This is a genomic window from Komagataeibacter nataicola (assembly GCF_003207795.1).
Taxonomy (GTDB): domain Bacteria; phylum Pseudomonadota; class Alphaproteobacteria; order Acetobacterales; family Acetobacteraceae; genus Komagataeibacter; species Komagataeibacter nataicola.
On the sequence record NZ_NIRT01000003.1, the window covers coordinates 1 to 18,549 of the forward strand.

An 18,549-nucleotide genomic window follows, 5' to 3' on the forward strand; every position below is an offset into this window, starting at 1 on the left:
GATGACATGCAGCAGCACGGGGCCGACATCCTCGGCATCGCGCAGGTTGCGCAGGATGTGGACGAGCTGGTTCATGTCATGCCCGTCAACGGGGCCGACATAATAGAAGCCGAGCTCCTCGAACAGCGTGCCGCCGGTCATGATGCCGCGCGCGTATTCATCGGCCTTCTTGGCCGTGCGCTCGAGGCGGCCGGGCAGGCGCTTGGCCATCTTGGCGGCGAGTTCGCGCAGGGAGAGGAACTTGCGCGACGACATCAGCCGCGACAGATAGCTCGACATCGCGCCCACGGGGGGCGCGATCGACATCTCGTTATCATTGAGCACCACGATCAGGCGCTCCGCGCCCGGGCCGCAATGCGATGCGTTGTTCATGGCCTCATACGCCATGCCCGCCGAGATCGAGCCATCGCCGATCACGGCAATCACGTTGCGTTCACGGTAGGAGGGGTCTTCCTCCGCGCGCAGGTGGTGGGCGACGGCCATGCCGAGGCCCGCGGAAATGGAGGTGGAGGAGTGCGCCGCGCCAAACGGGTCGTATTCGCTCTCGCTGCGGCGGGTAAAGCCCGAAAGCCCGCCCGGCTGGCGCAGGGTGCGGATGCGGTCGCGCCGCCCGGTCAGGATCTTGTGCGGGTAGGTCTGGTGGCCCACATCCCAGATCACGCGGTCGGCCGGGGTGTCAAACACGGCATGGAGTGCGACCGTCAGTTCAACCACGCCAAGTGATGCGCCAAGATGGCCGCCGGTGGTGGACACGGTATCGATCGTTTCCGACCGCAGTTCCTCCGCAAGCTGCTTGAGCTGCTCGACCGAGAGGTTGCGCATGTCGTGCGGCCACTGCACCCGGTCAAGCTGGGCGTAGCGCCCAAGGGTCGGAATCGCGGGTTTGGTCTGATCCATGATGTTCGCGTCCATTGTTCTGTGTCGGCCCTTGCCCATATGGGAGGAACCGACCCGGTTTTCGGTTAGGCCCCGCGCCCCGGCAAGGGGGCGGGCGGGCTGCCCCGGCGGCGATGAATGGCGGCTCATGGCAAACAGACCATGGCGACCGTAGCGTAATCGCGATGTGTTACTCCGGTTAGGCGTGCAAATACAGTCTCTAATTCCCTGACTGTTGTTAATTGGCCACACTGAAGGCAATAGCAATTGAATACAGGATGCTTTCTGTCCTATACCCTCGCGAAAGGCTTCATGTGTCGTACAAGTCCGCAACCTCGGCATGCTCTATGTGCACGGCTGAGTGATGTTGGGCTTGTTTTCTTGTAGGTGGATGTGTCCATAGTCCGACCTACCAGACTTGAAATATGAGACCGGCGGTTGGGCCGGTGCAGGAGCAGAGGTTTCATGGCCGTTCCTATTATGCAGGCAGTCCGCGTCGGCGCCTATGTTGTCAAGCAGCATGTCACGCGGCGTAAACGTTATCCGCTCGTGCTTATGCTCGAGCCCTTGTTCCGCTGTAACCTGGCATGCGCCGGGTGCGGCAAGATCGACTACCCCGCGCAGATCCTGAACCAGCGCCTGAGCGTGCAGGAATGCCTTGATGCGGATACCGAGGCCGGTGCGCCCGTTATCGCCGTGGCCGGTGGCGAGCCGCTGCTGCACAAGGAAATGCCCGAGATCATCCGTAGGCTGATCGCGCGCAAGAAGTACGTATATCTGTGCACGAACGCCCTCCTTCTTGAAAAGAAGATGGACGATTACGAGCCGAATCCGTTCTTCTCGTGGGATGTGCACCTTGATGGCGACCCGCAGATGCACGATGCCTCCGTCTGCCAGGACGGGGTGTACGAACGCGCCGTGGCTGCGATCAAGAAGGCGAAGGCGCGCGGCTTCCGCGTGTCGATCAACTGCACCCTGTTCGATGGGGCCGACCCCAAGCGCATCGCCACCTTCTTTGATGAAGTGATGGCCATGGGCGTGGACGGCATCATGACCGCGCCGGGCTATGCCTATGAGCGTGCGCCTGACCAGGAGCACTTCCTCAACCGGCAGAAGACCAAGCAGCTGTTCCGCGACATCTTCCGCCTGGGCAAGGGCAAGAAGTGGCGCTTCACGCAGTCGCCGCTGTTCCTGAACTTCCTGGCCGGCAACGAGCAGTATCACTGCACGCCCTGGGGCAAGCCGCTGCGCAACCCGTTTGGCTGGCAGCGCCCGTGCTACCTGCTTGGTGAAGGTTATGCCAAGAGCTTCAACGAGCTCATGACCGATACCGACTGGGATGCCTACGGCACCGGCAACTACGAAAAATGCGCCGACTGCATGGTCCATTCGGGCTACGAGTCGACGGCGGTGATGGATGCGGTCCGCAGGCCCTGGCACATTGCCAAGGTTGCGCTGTTCGGTCCCGAGACGGAAAAGCCGATGGCGCCGGAAATCTCGCTCGAGCACCAGCGCCCGGCGGAATACGTGTTTACCCAGCACGTCGATGCCAAGATGGCCGAGCTTGCCGCTCGCAAGAAGCCCGCGGCCCCGCCGCGCGTGAAGAAAGTTGCGGCGGCCCCGGCCGAGACGGCAGACGCAGCCGACTGAGCACGTATTCCGGCATCATATCGACCGGATGGTTAAAGGAAGGCGGGGCATGTGCTCCGCCTTTTCTTTTGCGCGCGAGACGGGGGCAAAATATGCCCGTCTGGCTGAATATGCTGTAAGAGCGTGGGATCATGCTTGTCTCCCTGATTGTCATATTGTGCCTCGTTCTGCTCAACGGGCTTTTTGCCATGGGCGAACTGGCGCTGATTTCCGCCCGCCGGGCGCGGCTTGCCATTCTTGCGCGTGATGGCACCAAAGGCGCAGACCGTGCGCTGAAACTGGCAGGCGACCCGCAGAGCTTTCTGCCCACCGTGCAGATCGGCATGACGCTGGTCTCGATTCTCGAGGGCACGTTTGGCGGCAACAGCATCGAGGCCGGGGTCAGCCGGTGGCTTTCACACATTGCGGCCCTGCGCTCGATTGCCGATGAACTGGCCATGTTCCTCGTGGTCAGCGCCATTACGGCGGTCATGCTGGTGCTGGGCGAACTGGTGCCCAAGCAGATCGCGCTGCGTCAGCCCGAACTCATTGCCGCCCGCCTGTCGCTGCTGCTGGAATGGATGGCCTGGCTCACGCGCCCCATCGTCTGGCTGCTTGGCCGCTCATCGGAGCTGGTGCTCAGGGTGATGGGCATTGGCAATGCGATCCGCCAGTCGGTCTCGGTGGAGGAACTGCGCGCCTATATTGCCGAGGGCGCCCAGGCGGGTGTGCTGGAGCAGGAGGAGCGCGACATGATCGAGCGCCTGCTGCGCCTGGCCGAGCGCCCGGTCCGCGCCATCATGACGCCGCGCAACGAACTGTGCTGGGTGGAGCGCCACGTGCCGCGCGCGCAACTGCTGCAGGTGCTGCGCTCGACCACCTATTCACGCATCGTGGTGTGCGAAGGCGGTGTGGACAACCCGGTGGGCGTGATCCTGGCCAAGGATATGCTCGACCGGTTTCTTGATGGCAAGAGCCCCTCGGTCGAGATCGGGCTGCGTCATCCCATCTCGGTGCCGGATACGCTGTCCGCCTTTGACATGCTCGAGCGCATGCGGGCTTCCCCGCTGGGCATGGCGCTGGTGCTTGATGAATATGGCTCGTTCGAGGGGATCGTGACCTCATCCGACCTGTTTGGCGCGATTGTGGGCGAGCAGCATGAACCGGGCAATACGCCGCCCCAGCGCCTGGCGCATGACAATGTGCTCGTGCTCGATGGCGCCATGCCTGCCGATGAGGTCAAGGACCGGCTCGGCCTGTCCGACCTGCCAGCCGAGGGCAGCTACCACACGCTGGCAGGGCTGGTGCTGGCCCTGCTGCGCCGCGTGCCCGCAAAGGGGGACAAGGTCGTCTTCTCGGGCTGGCTGTTCGAGGTGCTGGAAATGGAAGGCCGCCGCGTGGTGCGCGTGCAGGCCAGTCGCCAGCTTCTGGCCGAGAACTGAGATCCTGCGCCTGAAAATCCAGGAAAGTTTCTGGTGAAGCTTTTTTCAAAGAGCTTCAGAAGATGTCGCTTTTTGGAAAAAGGCGACATTATTACTCTTTTATCGAGTTTAGTGGATGGTGTGGCCTGCGTGGCCCGCCATGGCCATTTCTGCGCCAAAGCCGGGCCATTCATTGCGCGCCATCGCCTCGAGCGAGGGTGCCGCGACACCGAGCCGGTCGGCATAGATCCATAGATAGGTAAAGGCCCGGCGCACGTAATCGCGCGTTTCGCCATTGGGCAGGCTCTCGATATAGAGCAGGGGATCTTCATCCTCGTCCATCGTCGCACTGCGGCGCGAGATGGCCGAAGGGCCGGCATTATAGCTGGCCAGCATGCGGATCATGTCGCCGCCTGCGGGCACATGCGTGCCCCCCGCCTGGGTGGAAAGCTGGGCAAGGTAGAGCACGTAACGCTGCCCGATATCGAGATTGGTGGCGGGGTCGTGCAGGTCGGCGGGGCGGCGGGTGAAGCGATCCTTGTCATGCACCACAAAACCGGCGGTGACCGGCATGACCTGCATCAGCCCATGCGCCCCGGAGCCGGAAACGGCATTGCTGTCGAAATTGGATTCCAGCCGGGTCAGCGCATAGACAAGCGCAGGGTCCATGCGGAAGCCATGCTCGGGCTGGAGCGGCGGCAGCGGGAAGCGGGCGGCGTGGGTGTTGTGCTCGCTCTCGTTGGTGTCGATCAGCAGGAGCATCTGCGATGACAGCTCCTTAAGCCCCATGGCGTCGGCCACCATCTGGGTGGAATGGCACAGGGCGGCATCGTTCTGGATATCGGGCCACAGCCGCCGCAGCGCGGTTTCGGCCCGCTCGCGCTCGCCCACCTGCATCAGGGCAAACGCCCTGCGCCCGGCCGGGGTCGCGGCAACGGCCTCGATATCGATTTCACCCAGCACCGGGCTGCCGGCATGGATTGTCTGCTGGGCTGCCGCGAGCGTCATGTCGGCATCGGTGCTGATGGTATCGGGCGTGTTGTGGACCGACCGGCTGGCCGGTGCGGCCCGCAGGCCCAGAATCTGTGAGGCCAGAAGGCCATAAAAGGTATGCGGAGCCGCCGCCGCCCGGTGCAGCCATGGGTGATAGGCCGCGACATCGCCGGTGGCCTGGTGCGCGCGGGCCGCCCAGTAGGCCGCACCGGCGCGGATGCTGCCCGGTGTCAGGCTGGCGCGTGATGCTGCCTCGAACAGGGGCTCGGCCATGTCGGCGCGGCCTTCCCGCCAGGCGGCAAGGCCGGCGACATAGCCCGCAAGCCCAAGCCTCTGGCCGGATTTGGCAAACGCATCGCGTGCAATCGACATGGCCAGCCGGTTTTCGCCGCTGCTGAACAGCGTCATGGCAATTTCGGCATGCAGGTGGGCGGCGTACAGGTCATTCATGCCCGGTGTGATGGCAATCAGGTGCAGGGCGCTGCGCGCGCCCTTTACGCCCTGGGCCGCGCGCTCGCGCACGGTGCGGTCGAGCATGCTGTTGCGCGTGAATACCCGCAGCGAGGGGTCATCCTCCTCCGGCAGGTGGATGTGCTGCGGCGGGCGGCTGCTGTCCAGCGTGTCATGGGCGGGTGCCGGGGGCAGCGGCCCCCCACGGACCGGCGCGGGCATGGCGGCGAGCATGGAATAGATGGCCGGTGAATCAGCCAGGCCCGAAAACGTGCGCAGCCACAGGCGGAGCTGCCCCGCATTGGGGTGATAGGCCGGGTTGAGGTAGCGGGCGGCCAGGATGTCTCCAAGCAGGGTGTCATCATGGATGGCCGCCGTCTCGCGGATGGCGGCATCGAACTTGCCATCGGCCTGCAGGCGGAACACCCGGCGGATATGGCTGACATCCTCGGGCGAGAGCGGGCGGGGCATCCCGGCGTTACCGTGCGCGTGCAGGCGCGGAAGGGCGAGCGCCGTTTCCTCGTTATGGTCACCAAGGCTGGCTGGATCATCGTCCAGTCGGCCAGGTGCCACTGTTTGGGCACGCAGCGGCGCGAACGCCGCTCCTGCCAGAAATGCGGCGCCAGCCAGAAAGGCTGCCACCGCGTGATGGGGGGTATTGATTGTCCCTCGCATGGCGAAGCGGATGTAAGCCGTGCGTGCAAGGAAAGCAATAGCTAACGCATTTCGTGGCGGTAAATAAGTTTTCAGAACAGAATGAGGGAACTTATGTAAACACCACGAAACATGTGCACAAACAGGAATGAATAGCTGGTTTGTGCAGGCTAATATGCCGGAATGATTATGTTAATACCCTTTATGATTTTAAGGGGATGTTTCCGATTGTTTCGCGTATGAGCAGCATGTCTTTCCACGCATCGCGCCGGGCGGTGGCGCTGGCGCGCAACTGCAATGGATGGCGCATGGAAAGGGCTGGCAGCGTGGTGGCGGGCGCGCCATCGGGGCCGGTGGGCAGCGTGATGTCGCGCCACCGCCCGCGCATGCGCGCCGCCGTGGTGTTCTGCCCCGTGATGAGGGAAATGGCGAGATTGCCAAGCAGTACCACCCGCCCCGGCCGCGCGAGCACGATGGCGCGCTCGATGAAGGGCAGGCAGATCCGTGCCTCCGCCACCGAAGGCGGCCTGCCGCCGGGCGGCCGCCACGGAATGACGGGGGCGGCGAGCAGGTCGGCGCGGTCGATGCCGATGCTGGCGAACATGGTCGTGACCAGCGCCCCGCTCTCCCCTGCGAAGGGGTGGCCACTGCGGTCCTCATCCGCATCCGGCGCTTCGCCGATCAGCATCAGCGGGGCCTGCTCCGGGCCTTCCACGCACACGCTATGGGTGGCGGTCGCCCGCAGCCCGCATGGCTCGAAGCCGCTTATGGCCGCGCGCAGGGCGGCCAGCGTATCAGCCGCTGCCGCTGCCGTGCGGGCAGCCGCCACGGCCTCGTCAATCAGCGTGGCGCGCGAGGGGGGGGCAGGCGGGCGTGGCCTGCGGGCGGGTTTTGGGTGTCCATTCCCCGCGTCTGGCTGTATGGGGGTGGGCTGAACGGAAGGGGCAGGGTTGCGTGCCGGAGTGGGAAGCGCGAGCCTGTCATGCGGGTCGGGGTCCAGCGCGTCATCCGCGCCCCACTCTACATAAAGGCGTAACAGGGACAGGGAATCAGTCATCGGATGGATATATCCCGCACCGGCACGGGCCATGCAGCCGCGCGCCATCCTGCCTCCCCGCTCAGGGTTTGGCAGCGGACGCCGCGCGCGGTAGATTCTGGCGTCATGCTCTTACCTCGTCTGTCACGCATGGTCGTGGCCTCCCTTGTTGTACCGCTCCTTGCCGGGATTCCCAACCGTGAAATGCGGGCCGCCCCGCCGGTGGACCCCATCATGGAGGCCGGAAAGCAGGATCTGGCCACCAATCTGCTCGTTGGCAACGTAGCTGCGGCCGAGGGCGATAATGCCGAGGCCGCGCGGGCCTATGGCGTGGCGGCAGGGCTCGCGCCCACCTTCCGGCTGTTTGGCGAGCGGGCGTTTTTCTACAGCATTCTGGCGGGCAGCCCGGAGGCGGGTGCGCTCGCCCGCGCGCAGCCCTCCGGCGTGATGCCCGAACTGGTCATGGGCAACACCGCAGCCCTTGCGGGGCGGTGGGATGAGGCGGTGACACATTATCAGAACGCGCCAGCCGACCAGATCATGGGCCTGCTGCGCCCGCTGCTGCGCGCCTGGGCGCTCCAGGGCGCGGGCAAGACGGATGAGGCCCTCGCAGCCCTCGCGCCCGCCGAAGTGGATGCCCGGCTGGGTGGGTACTATATCCTGCACTCGGCCCTGATCGCCCAGCTTGGCGGCATGCAGATGCGGGCTGATACGCTGTTCCGCCAGGCGGCGGAAAAGGGCAGCGGCGATCTGTTCACCACGGTGGTCATGGCGCGCTGGCTGGTCACCCAGGGGCAGGAGGCGGCGGCGCGCGACCTGATTAACCAGCGCATCACGGCCATGCCGGTGCTGGAAACGGCGCGCGGCAACATCATGGCCATGCTCCAGCACCCGGTGGTGAGCCATGCCACGCAGGGTCTGGCACAGGCCTACGGACTGGTGGCGCTGCTGATCGACCAGCAGCTTTATGCCCATGAAGGCGCGGATGAAGACCATGCGGGTGATGCCGCGCTGGAAATCGGCACCCTGCGCGGCACCGAGCAGATGATGCTGCGCATGGCGCTCACCCTTGACCCTGCGGATTCGGAGGCGCGGCTGCTGCTCTCCTCCATGCTGCACGCCCGCAAGCAGGACCGGCAGGCGCGCGCCGCCTTTGATGGCGCCCCGGGCAGTGATCCCCTTCTGCCCGTCTATCACGCCGAACAGGCCGATCTTGACGTGGTGCTGGGCCACAAGGAACAGGCGGCACAGGAGTTGCGCGACCTGCTGCGCCAGTCCCCCGATGACCGCATGCTGTGGAGCAGCCTCGGCGATGCCCTGCTCGACCAGCAGAAATGGCCCGAAGCCCTTGATGCCTACCAGCATGCCATCGCCCTCACCCCCCACCGGCTGGAAGGTGATGACTGGCGGCTGCTGTTTGGTCAGGCCATAGCGCAGGAGCGCCAGAATCACTGGCCGCAGGCGCGGGTTCTGCTGCAGCATGCCCTCCAGCTTGCGCCCAATGAGGCGGAACTGCTGAATTACCTCGGCTATTCCATGGTTGAGCACGGCGAGAACCCGGCCCTGGCCGAAGCCTACCTGCGCCGCGCACTCGCGCTTGCCCCCTCCGATAACCAGATCCGCGATAGCGTGGGCTGGGTGCTCATGCGTCTGGGCCATGTGGCGGAGGGCCTGCCGCTGCTTGAGCAGTCGGTTGAGCAGATGCCGCAGGACCCGGCCATCAACTACCACCTTGGCGTGGCGTACTGGATGGCGGGCCGGAGGCTGGAGGCGGTGAATGAATGGCAGAACGCCATCCAGTTCCAGCCTGACCCGATGGATCGCCGCAAGATCACGGCGGCGCTGGACTATGCCCATGCGTGGCAGGCCCACAGGCCCATGGCCCTGCCTGCCGACCTCAAGCCGGTGGCAACGCCGCCTTCTTCCCCTTCCCAGCCAAATGGAACCCGTCACTGATGTCGTCGCTGCACGAACTGGCGCATGCCAAGATCAACCTGTACCTGCATGTCACGGGGCGACGGCAGGCAGATGGCTATCACCTGCTTGACAGCCTTGCCGTATTCGCTGGTGCCGCAGACCGGCTGGACCTGAAAACGGGCAGCGGGCAGGGCGGCCATGTGGCGCTTGACATCAAGGGCCGGTTTTCCGCCAGGCTGGGGGATGAGGACTGCACCGATAACCTGATCGTACGCGCAGGGGCGATCCTGCGCGAACAGATTGGCAAGGATGCCGCGCGTAGCCTGCCGGATGTAGAGATCACGCTGCACAAGGAACTGCCCGTGGCCTCGGGCATTGGCGGCGGCTCGGCTGATGCCGCTGCCGCCCTGCGGCTGCTGCTGGGGGTCTGGAATCTTGACCTGCCGCGCGCAACACTCATGGCGCTGGCTACGCGGCTCGGTGCGGATGTGCCGGTCTGCCTCGATCAGTGTGCCGCGCGCATGGAGGGAATCGGTGAGGAACTCTCACCCGCGCCCCGTCTCCCGCCCTGTGGCATGATGCTGGTCAATTGCGGGCAGAGCGTATCCACCCCGCAGGTGTTCAAGGCCCGCGCGCCGGTTTTCACCCCCCGCGCCACGCTGCCCTCCACCTGGGCCACGCTGGCCGATATGGTGCGCGACCTCGCCACCCAGACCAACGACCTGCAGGAGGCCGCCTGTGCCATCTGCCCGGAAATCGTGACCGTGCTCGATGCCCTGCGGACAGCGCCCGGTTGCCGCCTTGCGCGCATGAGTGGGTCGGGGGCCACGTGCTTTGCCCTGTTCGACAGCCCCGACGCCGCCCGTGCGGCACAGGCCGCCGTGCAGCAGGCTGGCGCGCACTGGTGGGTGTGGGCGGGTGATCTGTGCCGCAGCAGTGCGGATGTGCGGACATCTATCCCCGCCTGAGCGGGAAGGGCGTTTTACGGATAGAAGTTTTTGGGTGCCGCCTTTTTTCAAAAAGGCGGCGTCTTCCGAAGCTTTTTGAAAAAAGCTTCGCCAAAAACTTTTATCCGGTTTTCAGCTTTTTTTACGGCGCAGGGCCAGCAGCACGATGCCCATCAGCCCCGTTACGGTGGCAAGCTGGGCATGGCGGCTGGTCAGCAGGAACGGCATGGCCTTGCGGGTGACCATGTCAAACCGCCCATGGGCGGCATAGGCGCCGGGCACGGTTTCATACAGGTCATCAGGCTCATTGCCTGCCACCGGGGTCTTTTCCAGTTGCTTCGCGTAGCCCTTGCCCGACAGCCAGCGGTCTGACAGGCCGGGCAGAAAGGTGGAAAGCGCCCATTTGCGCACGCCCGACAGGCCCACCCAGATATCGCGCTCGCGCCCGAAGGCGGCGCGGCAGATGGCCTCGGCGGCGATTTCAGGCTCATAGACCGGCCCCATCGGCTTGAGGCGCTTGCCGGTGTGGTTGCGTGTCCATGAAAAGCGCGGCGTGTTGATGGCGGGCAGGTGCACCAGCGCGATATGGATGCGGTCGCCATCATGCAGGATTTCGGGGCGGATGCTCTCGGAGAAGGCCCGCACGGCGGCACGCGCCCCGTTTTCCACCGCCTGCAGCGGCGGCGGGCGCAGACTGGCCAGCCGGTCGAGGTTGACGATGGTGCCATGGCCGCGACGGCGCATGCGCGTAAGCGCGGCGCGGGTGCCGTTGACGGTGCCGAGATAGGTCACCTCGGTCGCGCGGCGGATCTCATCGGCCTCAAGGGCTGCGACCTGACCGGTTACAGTGGCCCCGGCGCAGTTGATCCATAGCGTGATGGGGCCGAGTTTTTCCTCTATTTCCTCAGCCGCCTGTTCCACTGCCGCCGCATCCGCCACGTCGGCGCATACGATATGGGTGCGCACGGTGAGTTCGCGCAGTTCGGCGGCGGCATCATTGAGCCGGTCGCGGTTGCGGCCAAGCAGGGCGACATCGCACCCGGCCCGGGCCAGTGTGCGGGCCGTGGCGCGGCCGATTCCCGCGCCCGCTCCGGTAATGACGGCAACCTGCTGCGGCATGAATGATGCTCCCACCCGTTGGTAACAAGGACCGCGCGGGCAACGCCGCGCGGGCTCAAGATCAGGATCGGCACCCTATCACGGCCTGCGGCGGGCGAACACCATCACGCAGGCCGGGCTGCCTCCCTCAGATGTATTTCAGCGCCACGATGCCACCCACCAGCATCACCGCGAACAGCCCGGCCACCAGCGGCAGGCGGCGCTCGATAAAGCCCTGGATCGGCGCGCCATAGCGGCGCAGCAGGGCCGCAAGCAGGAAGAAGCGCGTGCCGCGCGTTACCGCGCAGGCCAGCAGGAACGGCACCAGCGACAGATGCGCCGCCCCGCTGGCAATGGTGACGAATTTGAACGGGATGGGAGTCAGCCCCTTGATGAGGATGATCCAGATGCCCCATTCGCGGAAGCGTTCCTGCAAAGTCTGCAATGTGTGCTCGGCATGATAGAAATGCACGATTGGCATGGCCGCATATTCCAGCAGGAACGAGCCGATGCACCAGCCCAGCACTGCCCCCGCCACGGAGGCGGCGGTGCAGATGGCGGCCAGGCGGAAGGCCCGCTCGCGCTGTGTCAGCACCATCGGCAGCAGCATGATGTCGGGCGGCAGCGGAAAGACGCTGGCCTCGGCAAAGGCGATGACCGCCAGCCAGATGACGGCATGCCGGCTTGAAGCCAGCGCGATGATGCGGGAGTACAGGCGATCAAGCATTATCGGGCAATGCCATTAACCGCCTGCCTGCGGCAAGAAATTATTGCGCGCGGGTTACGCGTGGCTCGCAGGTTACGGGAAAGCGGACCGAGCGTGCGATGCAGCTGCGCATGGCGGCATCATGGTGCAGGTCGATCACCTGCTGCACGTCATGCGCGGTGGAAAGGGCGGCATGGGGCCGCAGGATGACCTGCGTGAAGGAGAATGACCCGTCCTCGAATTCCTCCAGAATGCCCTCGGCATGATCGGCATAGGAAAGAATGCCGATTCCCATCGCCGTGCACAGATGGATGAACCAGAGCTGGTGGTCCGCGCACAGCGCGCCGAGCAGCAGCTTCTCGGGGTTCCATTTCTGGGAATCGCCGCGAAAGGCGGGCGAGGCCGAGCCATCAATGACCGGCCGGCCCGTGCAGTGCAGCTCGTAGCTGCGTTGATGATGGGCCTGCCGGGAAGCCCCGTCATGTTCGCCGTTTCCGGTCCATAAAAGTGAGACCTGATAACGGTGTGTTCTGTCCGGCATCGAGCGCTATATCCTGAATTGTCCGTACTGGAATCGGACCTTAGCAGACAAGTGTGACAGTCACACGTAATCCATGCGGGTGTCGGTTGCCTAGCCGGATATCGCCGCCAAGCCCCCAGATAATGTTGCGCGAAATCGACAGGCCCAGCCCTGTGCCGCCGGTTTCACGGTTGCGGCTGTGCTCGGCGCGCACAAAGGGGTCGAACATGCGCTCGAGGTCCTCGGTGGGCAGGCCGGGGCCATCATCCTCGATCAGGATGGTGACGGTGGATTCCGCGCCGTCCTCGCCCGTGCCCTTGTGGGGCGGCAGCAGCACGATCCGCACGCCGCCGCCATATTTTATGGCGTTGGTGACAAGGTTGCTCAGCGCGCGCTTGAGCGCCATTGGGCGCGCGCGCACCAGCACGTCTGGCATTTCCGATGAAAACGCGATGTTGTCCGCCTCATCGAGGTAGGTCTCGGCGGCTTCATCGGCAATGGTCTGCAGGAGGGCGGTCAGGTTGACCTGCCCCATCGGCTCGCGTTGCGAGGCGTCGCGGCCAAAGGCCAGGGTGGCGGCCACCATGGCCTCGAGTTCATCGAGGTCAGCCAGCATCTTGGCCCGCATCTCGTCATCCTCGATGAATTCGGTGCGCAGTTTCAGGCGCGTGATTGGCGTGCGCAGGTCGTGGCCGATGGCGGTCAGCATCAGCGTGCGGTCGGTCAGGTAGCGGCGGATGCGGTGCGCCATGGTGTTGAAGGCATGGGCGGCGCGCGCCACCTCGCTTGGCCCGTCCTCGGGCATGGGGGGCGCGTTGACGTTGCGGCCAAGTTCCTCGGCGGCGGCGCCGAGCGTGCTGACGGGCGCGATCAGCCTGCGCACGCCCCACAGGATCAGGATGCCGCCCGCGAAGGTCATGATGAGGAAGGCAATGGGGAAGGTGGGCGAACGGAACGGGCTGGGCCGGGGCAGGATGTAATGGATCGTGACCCACCGCCGCTCATCGGGCAGCAGAAAGGCAACCGTCCGCCTGCGCCCTGATGTGGGCGAGATCAGCACCTGCTCGGGGCGCATGGATTGCGGCAGCGGCCCCATGCCGGGGTCATTTTCCGGGCCGAAGCCATGCGGGCCGCCGGGGCTGTCGGGGCCGAAGGGGCCGCCGGGTCTGTGCGGACCACCATGGCTGAAGGGCACCGGCCCCATGTCATCGGGCATGTGGCCGCCATTCCACTCACCCGTCGGCATGTGGTGCTGGGGGTGGGGCGGGAGCGCCATGGCGTTGATCATGTCCGGCTCGGGGCCGGGGGTGAGGGTGATGTGCACGCTGTCAGGCAGATGGAGCGCTGCAAGCTCGCGGTCGCGGTCCGAGGGCGCGGTCTCCACGATGGCGCGGTAATAGGTGAACATCTTGCTGCGCGCGCGCTCATAGATCATGCGCTGGTCAAAATCGAACCGGTCCAGCGCATGGATGGTCAGCCCGATGATCTGGATGATGCCCAGCCCCCCGATCAGCAGCAGCGTGGTGCGCGCGGCAAGCGACTGCGGCAGGAGACGACGCCACAGGCGCGGCCATGCACCCGGCGGCTTTTCCTCAGGTGGTGGCGCGGACAGGAAGGAGGAACCGGAGAACGGCTGCATGGGGCGGGTCAGCTGCGCTCGACCTCGGCTGCGAGAACGTAGCCCCCGCCACGCACCGTCTTGATCAGTTGCGCGTTGCGGCCGTTATCTTCGAGCTTGCGGCGCAGGCGGCTGATGGCGACATCAATGGCGCGGTCGAACGGACCGGCCTGCCGCCCGCGCAAAAGGTCGAACAGCATGTCGCGCGTCATGACCCGGTTGGCGCGGTCGAGCAGGGCGAGCAGCAGGTCGTATTCGCCACCGGTCAGGGGCACTTCCACCCCTTCGGGGTTGTGCAGCCGCCGCCGCCCGGTGTCGAGCGTCCAGCCCGCAAAGCGCAGCGTGTGCAGCACCGGCACGCTGCGCGGGTCCGGGGTGTCGCTGGCCCGGCGCAGCACGGCGCGGATGCGCGCAAGCAGCTCACGCGGGTTGAAGGGCTTGGGCACGTAGTCATCCGCGCCGAGTTCAAGGCCGATGATGCGGTCGGTGTCATCGCCCATGGCGGTCAGCATCACGATGGGCACGTTGGCCTGCGTGCGCAGCCAGCGCGAGATGTCCAGCCCGCTCTCGCCTGGCAGCATGAGATCGAGGATGACCAGCTGGTAATGCCCCTCCGCCCAGCGGCGGCGGGCCTCCTGCCCGTCACGCGCGGTGGTGACGCGCAGTTCGTTGCGTTCGAGGAAGCGTGCCAGCAGGTCACGGATCTCGCGGTCGTCATCGATGATGAGGATATGCGGCAGCGGGTTCATGCGCACATCCTACACCATGGCGCGCAGGCCCGCACCCGGTGTTTCACTCCGTTGCAATGGCGCGGGCCGCGGTTTGTTCAGGCCAGCCAGGACGGCACGGGCAGGTTTTTGCCGCGCAGGAATTCCGGGTTGAACAGCTTGGACTGGTAGCGCGCGCCCCCATCGCACAGGATGGTGACGATGCGGTGCCCCGGCCCCATGGCGCGGGCGACGCGGATGGCGGCGGCGATGTTGATGCCCGCCGACCCGCCGACCGAAAGCCCTTCATGGATCAGCAGGCTGTAGATCTGCTCCAGCGCCTCGGGGTCGGGGATGCGCACGGCATCATCGAAATGCAGCCCCTCGAGGTTGCCCGTCACGCGGGACTGGCCGATGCCTTCGGTCACGGAAGACCCGCTGACCGAAAGATCACCCGACTTCACCCAGCCATACAGGCCCGAGCCTTCGGGGTCGGCCAGCACGATGCGCGGGCGCGCGACGCCGGCCTTGCGGGCTTCATCCTCCAGCCCCAGCGTCACCCCCGCCAGCGTGCCGCCGGTGCCGCACGAGCAGGTGAAGGCATCGAGCTTTCCGCCCATCTGCTGCCAGATCTCGGGCGCGGTGGTGTGGCGGTGGCCTTCGCGGTTGGCGGTGTTGTCGAACTGGTTGGCCCATACGCCGCCGGTCTCTTCCGCCAGGCGGCGCGAGACATGCACGTAGTTGCCCGGATCGCGGAAGGGTTTGGCGGGCACGAGGCGCAGGTCTGCCCCGATCATGCGCAGGAAGTCGATCTTCTCGCGGCTCTGGGTCTCGGGCATGACGATGATGGAGCGGTAGCCGCGCGCATTGGCCACGAGCGTGAGGCCAATGCCGGTATTGCCTGCCGTGCCCTCCACAATCGTGCCGCCGGGTTTGAGCGTGCCGCGCCGTTCGGCATCGTTGATGATGGCCAGCGCCGCGCGGTCCTTGACCGAGCCGCCGGGGTTCATGAATTCCGCCTTGCCGTATATCTCGCACCCCGTGATGTCCGATGCATGGCGCAGGCGGATCAGCGGCGTATGGCCGATCGCGGCGGGCATGTCAGCACTGGGGGAGGAGACGGGATTTGCACTTTCGGCCATAAGGCAGCACCTTCGCTTGATCTGGGTCGTACCATGCGGCACGGCAGGCCGGATGGTGGCCATGCAGTGCCTGTTGCATCCTTACTATCAGGAATGGGGCAGGGCTGGCATATCCTCCCTCCACAGGTTTTTCCAGCCGAAAGGAAACATGATGATTGACGATATTTCCCCCGCCGCCGCCTGGGCTGCGGTCAGTGGCCGCCCCAACGCCCATCTGGTGGACGTGCGCACCCCCATGGAATGGGAACATATTGGCGTGCCTGATCTTTCTGGCGCGGGCCGTACGCTGGTGCGCGATAGCTGGCAGCTGCCGCCCGCAGGCCAGATCAACCCGGATTTCCTGACCACGCTGGAACAGGCGGGCATTGGCAAGACCGACGAGATCTATTTCATCTGCCGCTCCGGCGCGCGCAGCATGGCAGCCGCCCACGCAGCGTATGACGCGGGTTATCACAATGTTTTCAACGTGGCCGATGGCTTCGAGGGACCGGAAGACGCCACCGGCAGCCGGGGTCGCCTCGCGGGCTGGCAGGCGTCCGAGCTGCCATGGACACGTGGCTGAGCAGGTGTTTGAAAAATAAAAGTTTTTGGTGAAGCGTTTTTCAAAAAGCTTCGGAAGACGTCGCCTTTTTGAAAAAAGGCGACACCCAAACACTTTTCCGTTTCAAGCCTGCCTTACTGGTCGGCCTGCGGTTCGCGCTCGGCGTCGTAATGCACCTGCAGCACCACGCACCACGGGTAGCGCGGATCGAGGCTCGCGCCGTGGCTGTTGGTCAGTCGGCCGTTCGGGGCAACAGGCACATGCGTCAGGGCCACGGCATCATCGATATTGCCGCCAATGATGCTGATTTCATGGCCAAAGGGCGCATCATCATGTGGTCCGGCCACCACGATGCCGCAATGGGCGGGAAAGCCCTGCGGCGTGGGCAGGTCACGGAAGCGCACCGACTTGCTCGCCCCGCGTCCCACGCAGATCAGGTCGCCCGGTTTTGGCGCGTAACGGGCGGGATTGCGGGCCTTGACGCCCTTCTCCTGCCCTGATGCGGCAGCGTTGATGTAAGTGGCGTGGTTGGGGGAATAGGCGAAGCGGTCATTGGCACCCGCCACCCGCATTACATACGAGATGAACGCCGCCGACCAGGCATAATAGCCATCATGCACGAAATCGGTGATGTGGCCGTCCGCGTCATGCTTGCCATCCCATGAGGATTCGGTCTCGGCGGGGTCCTGGCCAATCCACCAGTATTCGCCCACGCGCTGCCACAATCCGGCCGTGCGCTCGGGCTTGACCACCGGGGTGGTCGGTTCGGGGCGCAGCAGCGGGTCGTCATCACTGACCGGCTGGCCGAACAGCCGCCATTCACGCAGCGCGATGGCCACGACATCCTGCCGGTTGAAGGGCTCGTAGTTACGGGTGGCGAAATCGGGCACGTGCGGGTTGACCGCCAGCGGCCCGGCCCCGTTGGCGTACTGCGCGACCGGGGTAGTCGCCCGATGGGCCTGATCGGCAGGCGCATGCGCGCACGCAGCCAGCACGAGCAGGGGGGCGAGCAGGACTGTCTTGCGCAAGGGGCACTCCGTAACAGGTGACGTGCCTCTACCCATACGGCGCGGACCGGCCTTGCGGAAGGGGTGCGCCCCTTCCCGGCCCGAAAAAGAACGCAACGCCGCCACGCGCTTCGTGTTGTGGGGAGCAGGCGGGGCATGCCTTGGCAGGTGGCGGGGTGGGTAACGCCGCGTGCCGCGTCGTGGCATAATGTGGCGGGCGGTTACCCCATCGCCACGACCGTTTTACCACAAGGGAGAGCACTTCATGACGCAGGCGCCTGTTAAGGAAACCATCGAGATCAGGGGGCTCAGGCATCCCGTCTCGCGCATTGCGCTGGGCACATGGGCCATTGGCGGGTGGATGTGGGGCGGCCCGGATGACCGCAATGCCATCGCCACCATCCACGAAGCCCTTGATCTGGGCATAACGCTGGTCGATACCGCCCCGGTTTACGGTTTTGGCCATTCGGAGGAGATCGTGGGCCAGGCTCTGGCCGGGCGGCGCGAAAAGGTGGCCATCGCCACCAAGGTGGGCCTGGACTGGAAGGATGACCACAAGCCTTTCCGTAACTCATCCCCCGCGCGCATCCGCAAGGAAATCGAGGATTCGCTGCGCCGCCTGCGCACCGACTACATCGACCTCTATCAGGTGCATTGGCCCGATTCCGCGGTGCCGATGGAAGAGACCGCCCGCACGCTCGAGGCCCTGGTGCGCGAAGGCAAGGTACTGGCGCTGGGCGTGAGCAATTTCTCCATTGCACAGATGGATGCCTTCCGGGAGTTCGCTCCGCTCTGTGCTGTGCAGCCGCCCTACAACCTGTTCGAGCGCGCGATGGAGCATGACATCCTGCCCTATGCCCGCCAGCACGACCTGGCCATTCTGGCCTATGGCCCGCTGTGCCGTGGACTGCTTTCAGGCAAGATGACGGCGGAGACGAAATTCGGCCCCGATGACCTGCGCAGCGCCGACCCCAAATTCCAGCCGCCCCGCTTTGCGCATTACCTGCAGGCCGTGCGCGAACTGCAGGACTTCGCCCGTGAAAAGCACGGCAAGTCGCTGCTCGCGCTGGCCATACGCTGGGTGCTGGACCAGGGGCCGACCATTGCGCTGTGGGGCGCGCGCCGCCCCGACCAGATCGCCGCCGTGGCCGATGCGATGGGCTGGCACCTGAGTGCTGATGACCGGCGCGAGATCGATGCGATCCTGACCCGCTGCATCCCCGACCCGGTTGGCCCCGGCTTCATGGCGCCTCCGGGGGCCTGACGGGCGCGCGGCCCCGGGCCCTG

Annotated in this window: 16 protein-coding genes; 6 read left to right on the forward strand and 10 right to left on the reverse strand. The window is 65.4% G+C overall.

Going from position 1 to position 18,549, the window contains the following annotated elements; all coding sequences use genetic code 11:
• A partial coding sequence (locus tag CDI09_RS02395) for a 1-deoxy-D-xylulose-5-phosphate synthase N-terminal domain-containing protein (protein WP_282956653.1) occupies positions 1–897 on the reverse strand: 897 nt, incomplete at its 3' end.
• Between the two features lie 444 nt (positions 898–1,341).
• On the opposite strand from CDI09_RS02395, the gene hpnH reads away from it, so the two are divergent.
• Together hpnH and CDI09_RS02405 are read left to right on the forward strand one after the other, a co-directional pair.
• On the forward strand, positions 1,342–2,526 hold the full coding sequence (gene hpnH / locus CDI09_RS02400) for an adenosyl-hopene transferase HpnH (RefSeq protein ID WP_078525069.1): 1,185 nt from the start codon (positions 1,342–1,344) through the stop codon (positions 2,524–2,526).
• A gap of 131 nt (positions 2,527–2,657) precedes the next feature.
• Positions 2,658–3,947 carry a hemolysin family protein gene (locus tag CDI09_RS02405; protein ID WP_078525067.1) on the forward strand — a complete coding sequence of 430 codons (1,290 nt, stop codon included), beginning with the start codon at positions 2,658–2,660 and terminating at the stop codon, positions 3,945–3,947.
• A 108-nt stretch (positions 3,948–4,055) separates the two neighbouring features.
• Here CDI09_RS02405 and CDI09_RS02410 read toward each other — a convergent pair whose 3' ends face one another.
• Positions 4,056–6,044 carry a lytic transglycosylase domain-containing protein gene (locus CDI09_RS02410; RefSeq protein WP_110571171.1) on the reverse strand — a complete coding sequence of 663 codons (1,989 nt, stop codon included), beginning with the start codon at positions 6,042–6,044 and terminating at the stop codon, positions 4,056–4,058.
• 181 nt (positions 6,045–6,225) lie between these two features.
• Positions 6,226–7,080 carry a uracil-DNA glycosylase gene (locus tag CDI09_RS02415; RefSeq protein WP_078527815.1) on the reverse strand — a complete coding sequence of 285 codons (855 nt, stop codon included), beginning with the start codon at positions 7,078–7,080 and terminating at the stop codon, positions 6,226–6,228.
• Positions 7,081–7,083: 3 nt separating this feature from the next.
• Between CDI09_RS02415 and CDI09_RS02420 the strand changes: the two genes are divergently transcribed.
• Both CDI09_RS02420 and CDI09_RS02425 read left to right on the forward strand, forming a co-directional pair.
• Positions 7,084–9,015 (forward strand): tetratricopeptide repeat protein, encoded by a 1,932-nt coding sequence (locus tag CDI09_RS02420; RefSeq protein ID WP_249033988.1) that lies wholly within the window; start codon positions 7,084–7,086, stop codon positions 9,013–9,015.
• Complete coding sequence (locus CDI09_RS02425; RefSeq protein WP_078525061.1) at positions 9,015–9,944, forward strand: 4-(cytidine 5'-diphospho)-2-C-methyl-D-erythritol kinase; 930 nt, start codon at positions 9,015–9,017, stop codon at positions 9,942–9,944. Before CDI09_RS02420 ends, CDI09_RS02425 begins: the two co-directional genes overlap by 1 nt.
• A 111-nt stretch (positions 9,945–10,055) precedes the next feature.
• On the opposite strand, the gene CDI09_RS02430 is transcribed toward CDI09_RS02425, so the two are convergent.
• The 6 genes from CDI09_RS02430 to CDI09_RS02455 all read right to left on the reverse strand — a co-directional run bounded on the left by CDI09_RS02430 (position 10,056) and on the right by CDI09_RS02455 (position 15,714).
• The gene (locus CDI09_RS02430; RefSeq protein WP_078525059.1) at positions 10,056–11,042 is read right to left on the reverse strand and encodes an SDR family oxidoreductase; all 987 of its coding nucleotides are present in this window, start codon (positions 11,040–11,042) and stop codon (positions 10,056–10,058) included.
• A 127-nt stretch (positions 11,043–11,169) separates the two neighbouring features.
• Entirely contained in the window at positions 11,170–11,748 is a 579-nt protein-coding gene (locus CDI09_RS02435) for a YqaA family protein (protein WP_078525057.1), read from the reverse strand.
• A gap of 40 nt (positions 11,749–11,788) precedes the next feature.
• Positions 11,789–12,268, reverse strand: coding sequence for an OsmC family protein (locus tag CDI09_RS02440; protein WP_078525055.1), 480 nt, complete (start codon positions 12,266–12,268; stop codon positions 11,789–11,791).
• A 40-nt stretch (positions 12,269–12,308) separates the two neighbouring features.
• Positions 12,309–13,886 carry an ATP-binding protein gene (locus CDI09_RS02445; RefSeq protein ID WP_078525053.1) on the reverse strand — a complete coding sequence of 526 codons (1,578 nt, stop codon included), beginning with the start codon at positions 13,884–13,886 and terminating at the stop codon, positions 12,309–12,311.
• Between the two features lie 8 nt (positions 13,887–13,894).
• Positions 13,895–14,614 carry a response regulator gene (locus CDI09_RS02450; RefSeq protein ID WP_078525051.1) on the reverse strand — a complete coding sequence of 240 codons (720 nt, stop codon included), beginning with the start codon at positions 14,612–14,614 and terminating at the stop codon, positions 13,895–13,897.
• Between the two features lie 77 nt (positions 14,615–14,691).
• Positions 14,692–15,714 (reverse strand): cysteine synthase A, encoded by a 1,023-nt coding sequence (locus tag CDI09_RS02455; RefSeq protein WP_078527813.1) that lies wholly within the window; start codon positions 15,712–15,714, stop codon positions 14,692–14,694.
• Between the two features lie 151 nt (positions 15,715–15,865).
• Between CDI09_RS02455 and CDI09_RS02460 the strand changes: the two genes are divergently transcribed.
• The gene (locus CDI09_RS02460; RefSeq protein ID WP_078527811.1) at positions 15,866–16,276 is read left to right on the forward strand and encodes a rhodanese-like domain-containing protein; all 411 of its coding nucleotides are present in this window, start codon (positions 15,866–15,868) and stop codon (positions 16,274–16,276) included.
• A gap of 113 nt (positions 16,277–16,389) precedes the next feature.
• Here the strand turns inward: CDI09_RS02460 and CDI09_RS02465 are convergent, their stop codons facing one another.
• Positions 16,390–17,283 (reverse strand): DUF2272 domain-containing protein, encoded by an 894-nt coding sequence (locus CDI09_RS02465; protein WP_236944644.1) that lies wholly within the window; start codon positions 17,281–17,283, stop codon positions 16,390–16,392.
• Between the two features lie 244 nt (positions 17,284–17,527).
• On the opposite strand from CDI09_RS02465, the gene CDI09_RS02470 reads away from it, so the two are divergent.
• On the forward strand, positions 17,528–18,526 hold the full coding sequence (locus CDI09_RS02470) for an aldo/keto reductase (RefSeq protein ID WP_078525047.1): 999 nt from the start codon (positions 17,528–17,530) through the stop codon (positions 18,524–18,526).
• Positions 18,527–18,549 lie beyond the last annotated feature (23 nt).

Coding starts and splice junctions, on each gene's coding strand:
- CDI09_RS02450 (WP_078525051.1), bottom strand. CDS start 14,614: ATGAACCCGCTGCCGCATATCCTCATCATCGATGACGACCGCGAGATC.
- CDI09_RS02440 (WP_078525055.1), bottom strand. CDS start 12,268: ATGCCGGACAGAACACACCGTTATCAGGTCTCACTTTTATGGACCGGA.
- CDI09_RS02470 (WP_078525047.1), top strand. CDS start 17,528: ATGACGCAGGCGCCTGTTAAGGAAACCATCGAGATCAGGGGGCTCAGG.
- CDI09_RS02405 (WP_078525067.1), top strand. CDS start 2,658: ATGCTTGTCTCCCTGATTGTCATATTGTGCCTCGTTCTGCTCAACGGG.
- CDI09_RS02435 (WP_078525057.1), bottom strand. CDS start 11,748: ATGCTTGATCGCCTGTACTCCCGCATCATCGCGCTGGCTTCAAGCCGG.
- hpnH (WP_078525069.1), top strand. CDS start 1,342: ATGGCCGTTCCTATTATGCAGGCAGTCCGCGTCGGCGCCTATGTTGTC.
- CDI09_RS02425 (WP_078525061.1), top strand. CDS start 9,015: ATGTCGTCGCTGCACGAACTGGCGCATGCCAAGATCAACCTGTACCTG.
- CDI09_RS02455 (WP_078527813.1), bottom strand. CDS start 15,714: ATGGCCGAAAGTGCAAATCCCGTCTCCTCCCCCAGTGCTGACATGCCC.
- CDI09_RS02460 (WP_078527811.1), top strand. CDS start 15,866: ATGATTGACGATATTTCCCCCGCCGCCGCCTGGGCTGCGGTCAGTGGC.
- CDI09_RS02430 (WP_078525059.1), bottom strand. CDS start 11,042: ATGCCGCAGCAGGTTGCCGTCATTACCGGAGCGGGCGCGGGAATCGGC.
- CDI09_RS02410 (WP_110571171.1), bottom strand. CDS start 6,044: ATGCGAGGGACAATCAATACCCCCCATCACGCGGTGGCAGCCTTTCTG.
- CDI09_RS02415 (WP_078527815.1), bottom strand. CDS start 7,080: ATGACTGATTCCCTGTCCCTGTTACGCCTTTATGTAGAGTGGGGCGCG.
- CDI09_RS02420 (WP_249033988.1), top strand. CDS start 7,084: ATGGATATATCCCGCACCGGCACGGGCCATGCAGCCGCGCGCCATCCT.
- CDI09_RS02445 (WP_078525053.1), bottom strand. CDS start 13,886: ATGCAGCCGTTCTCCGGTTCCTCCTTCCTGTCCGCGCCACCACCTGAG.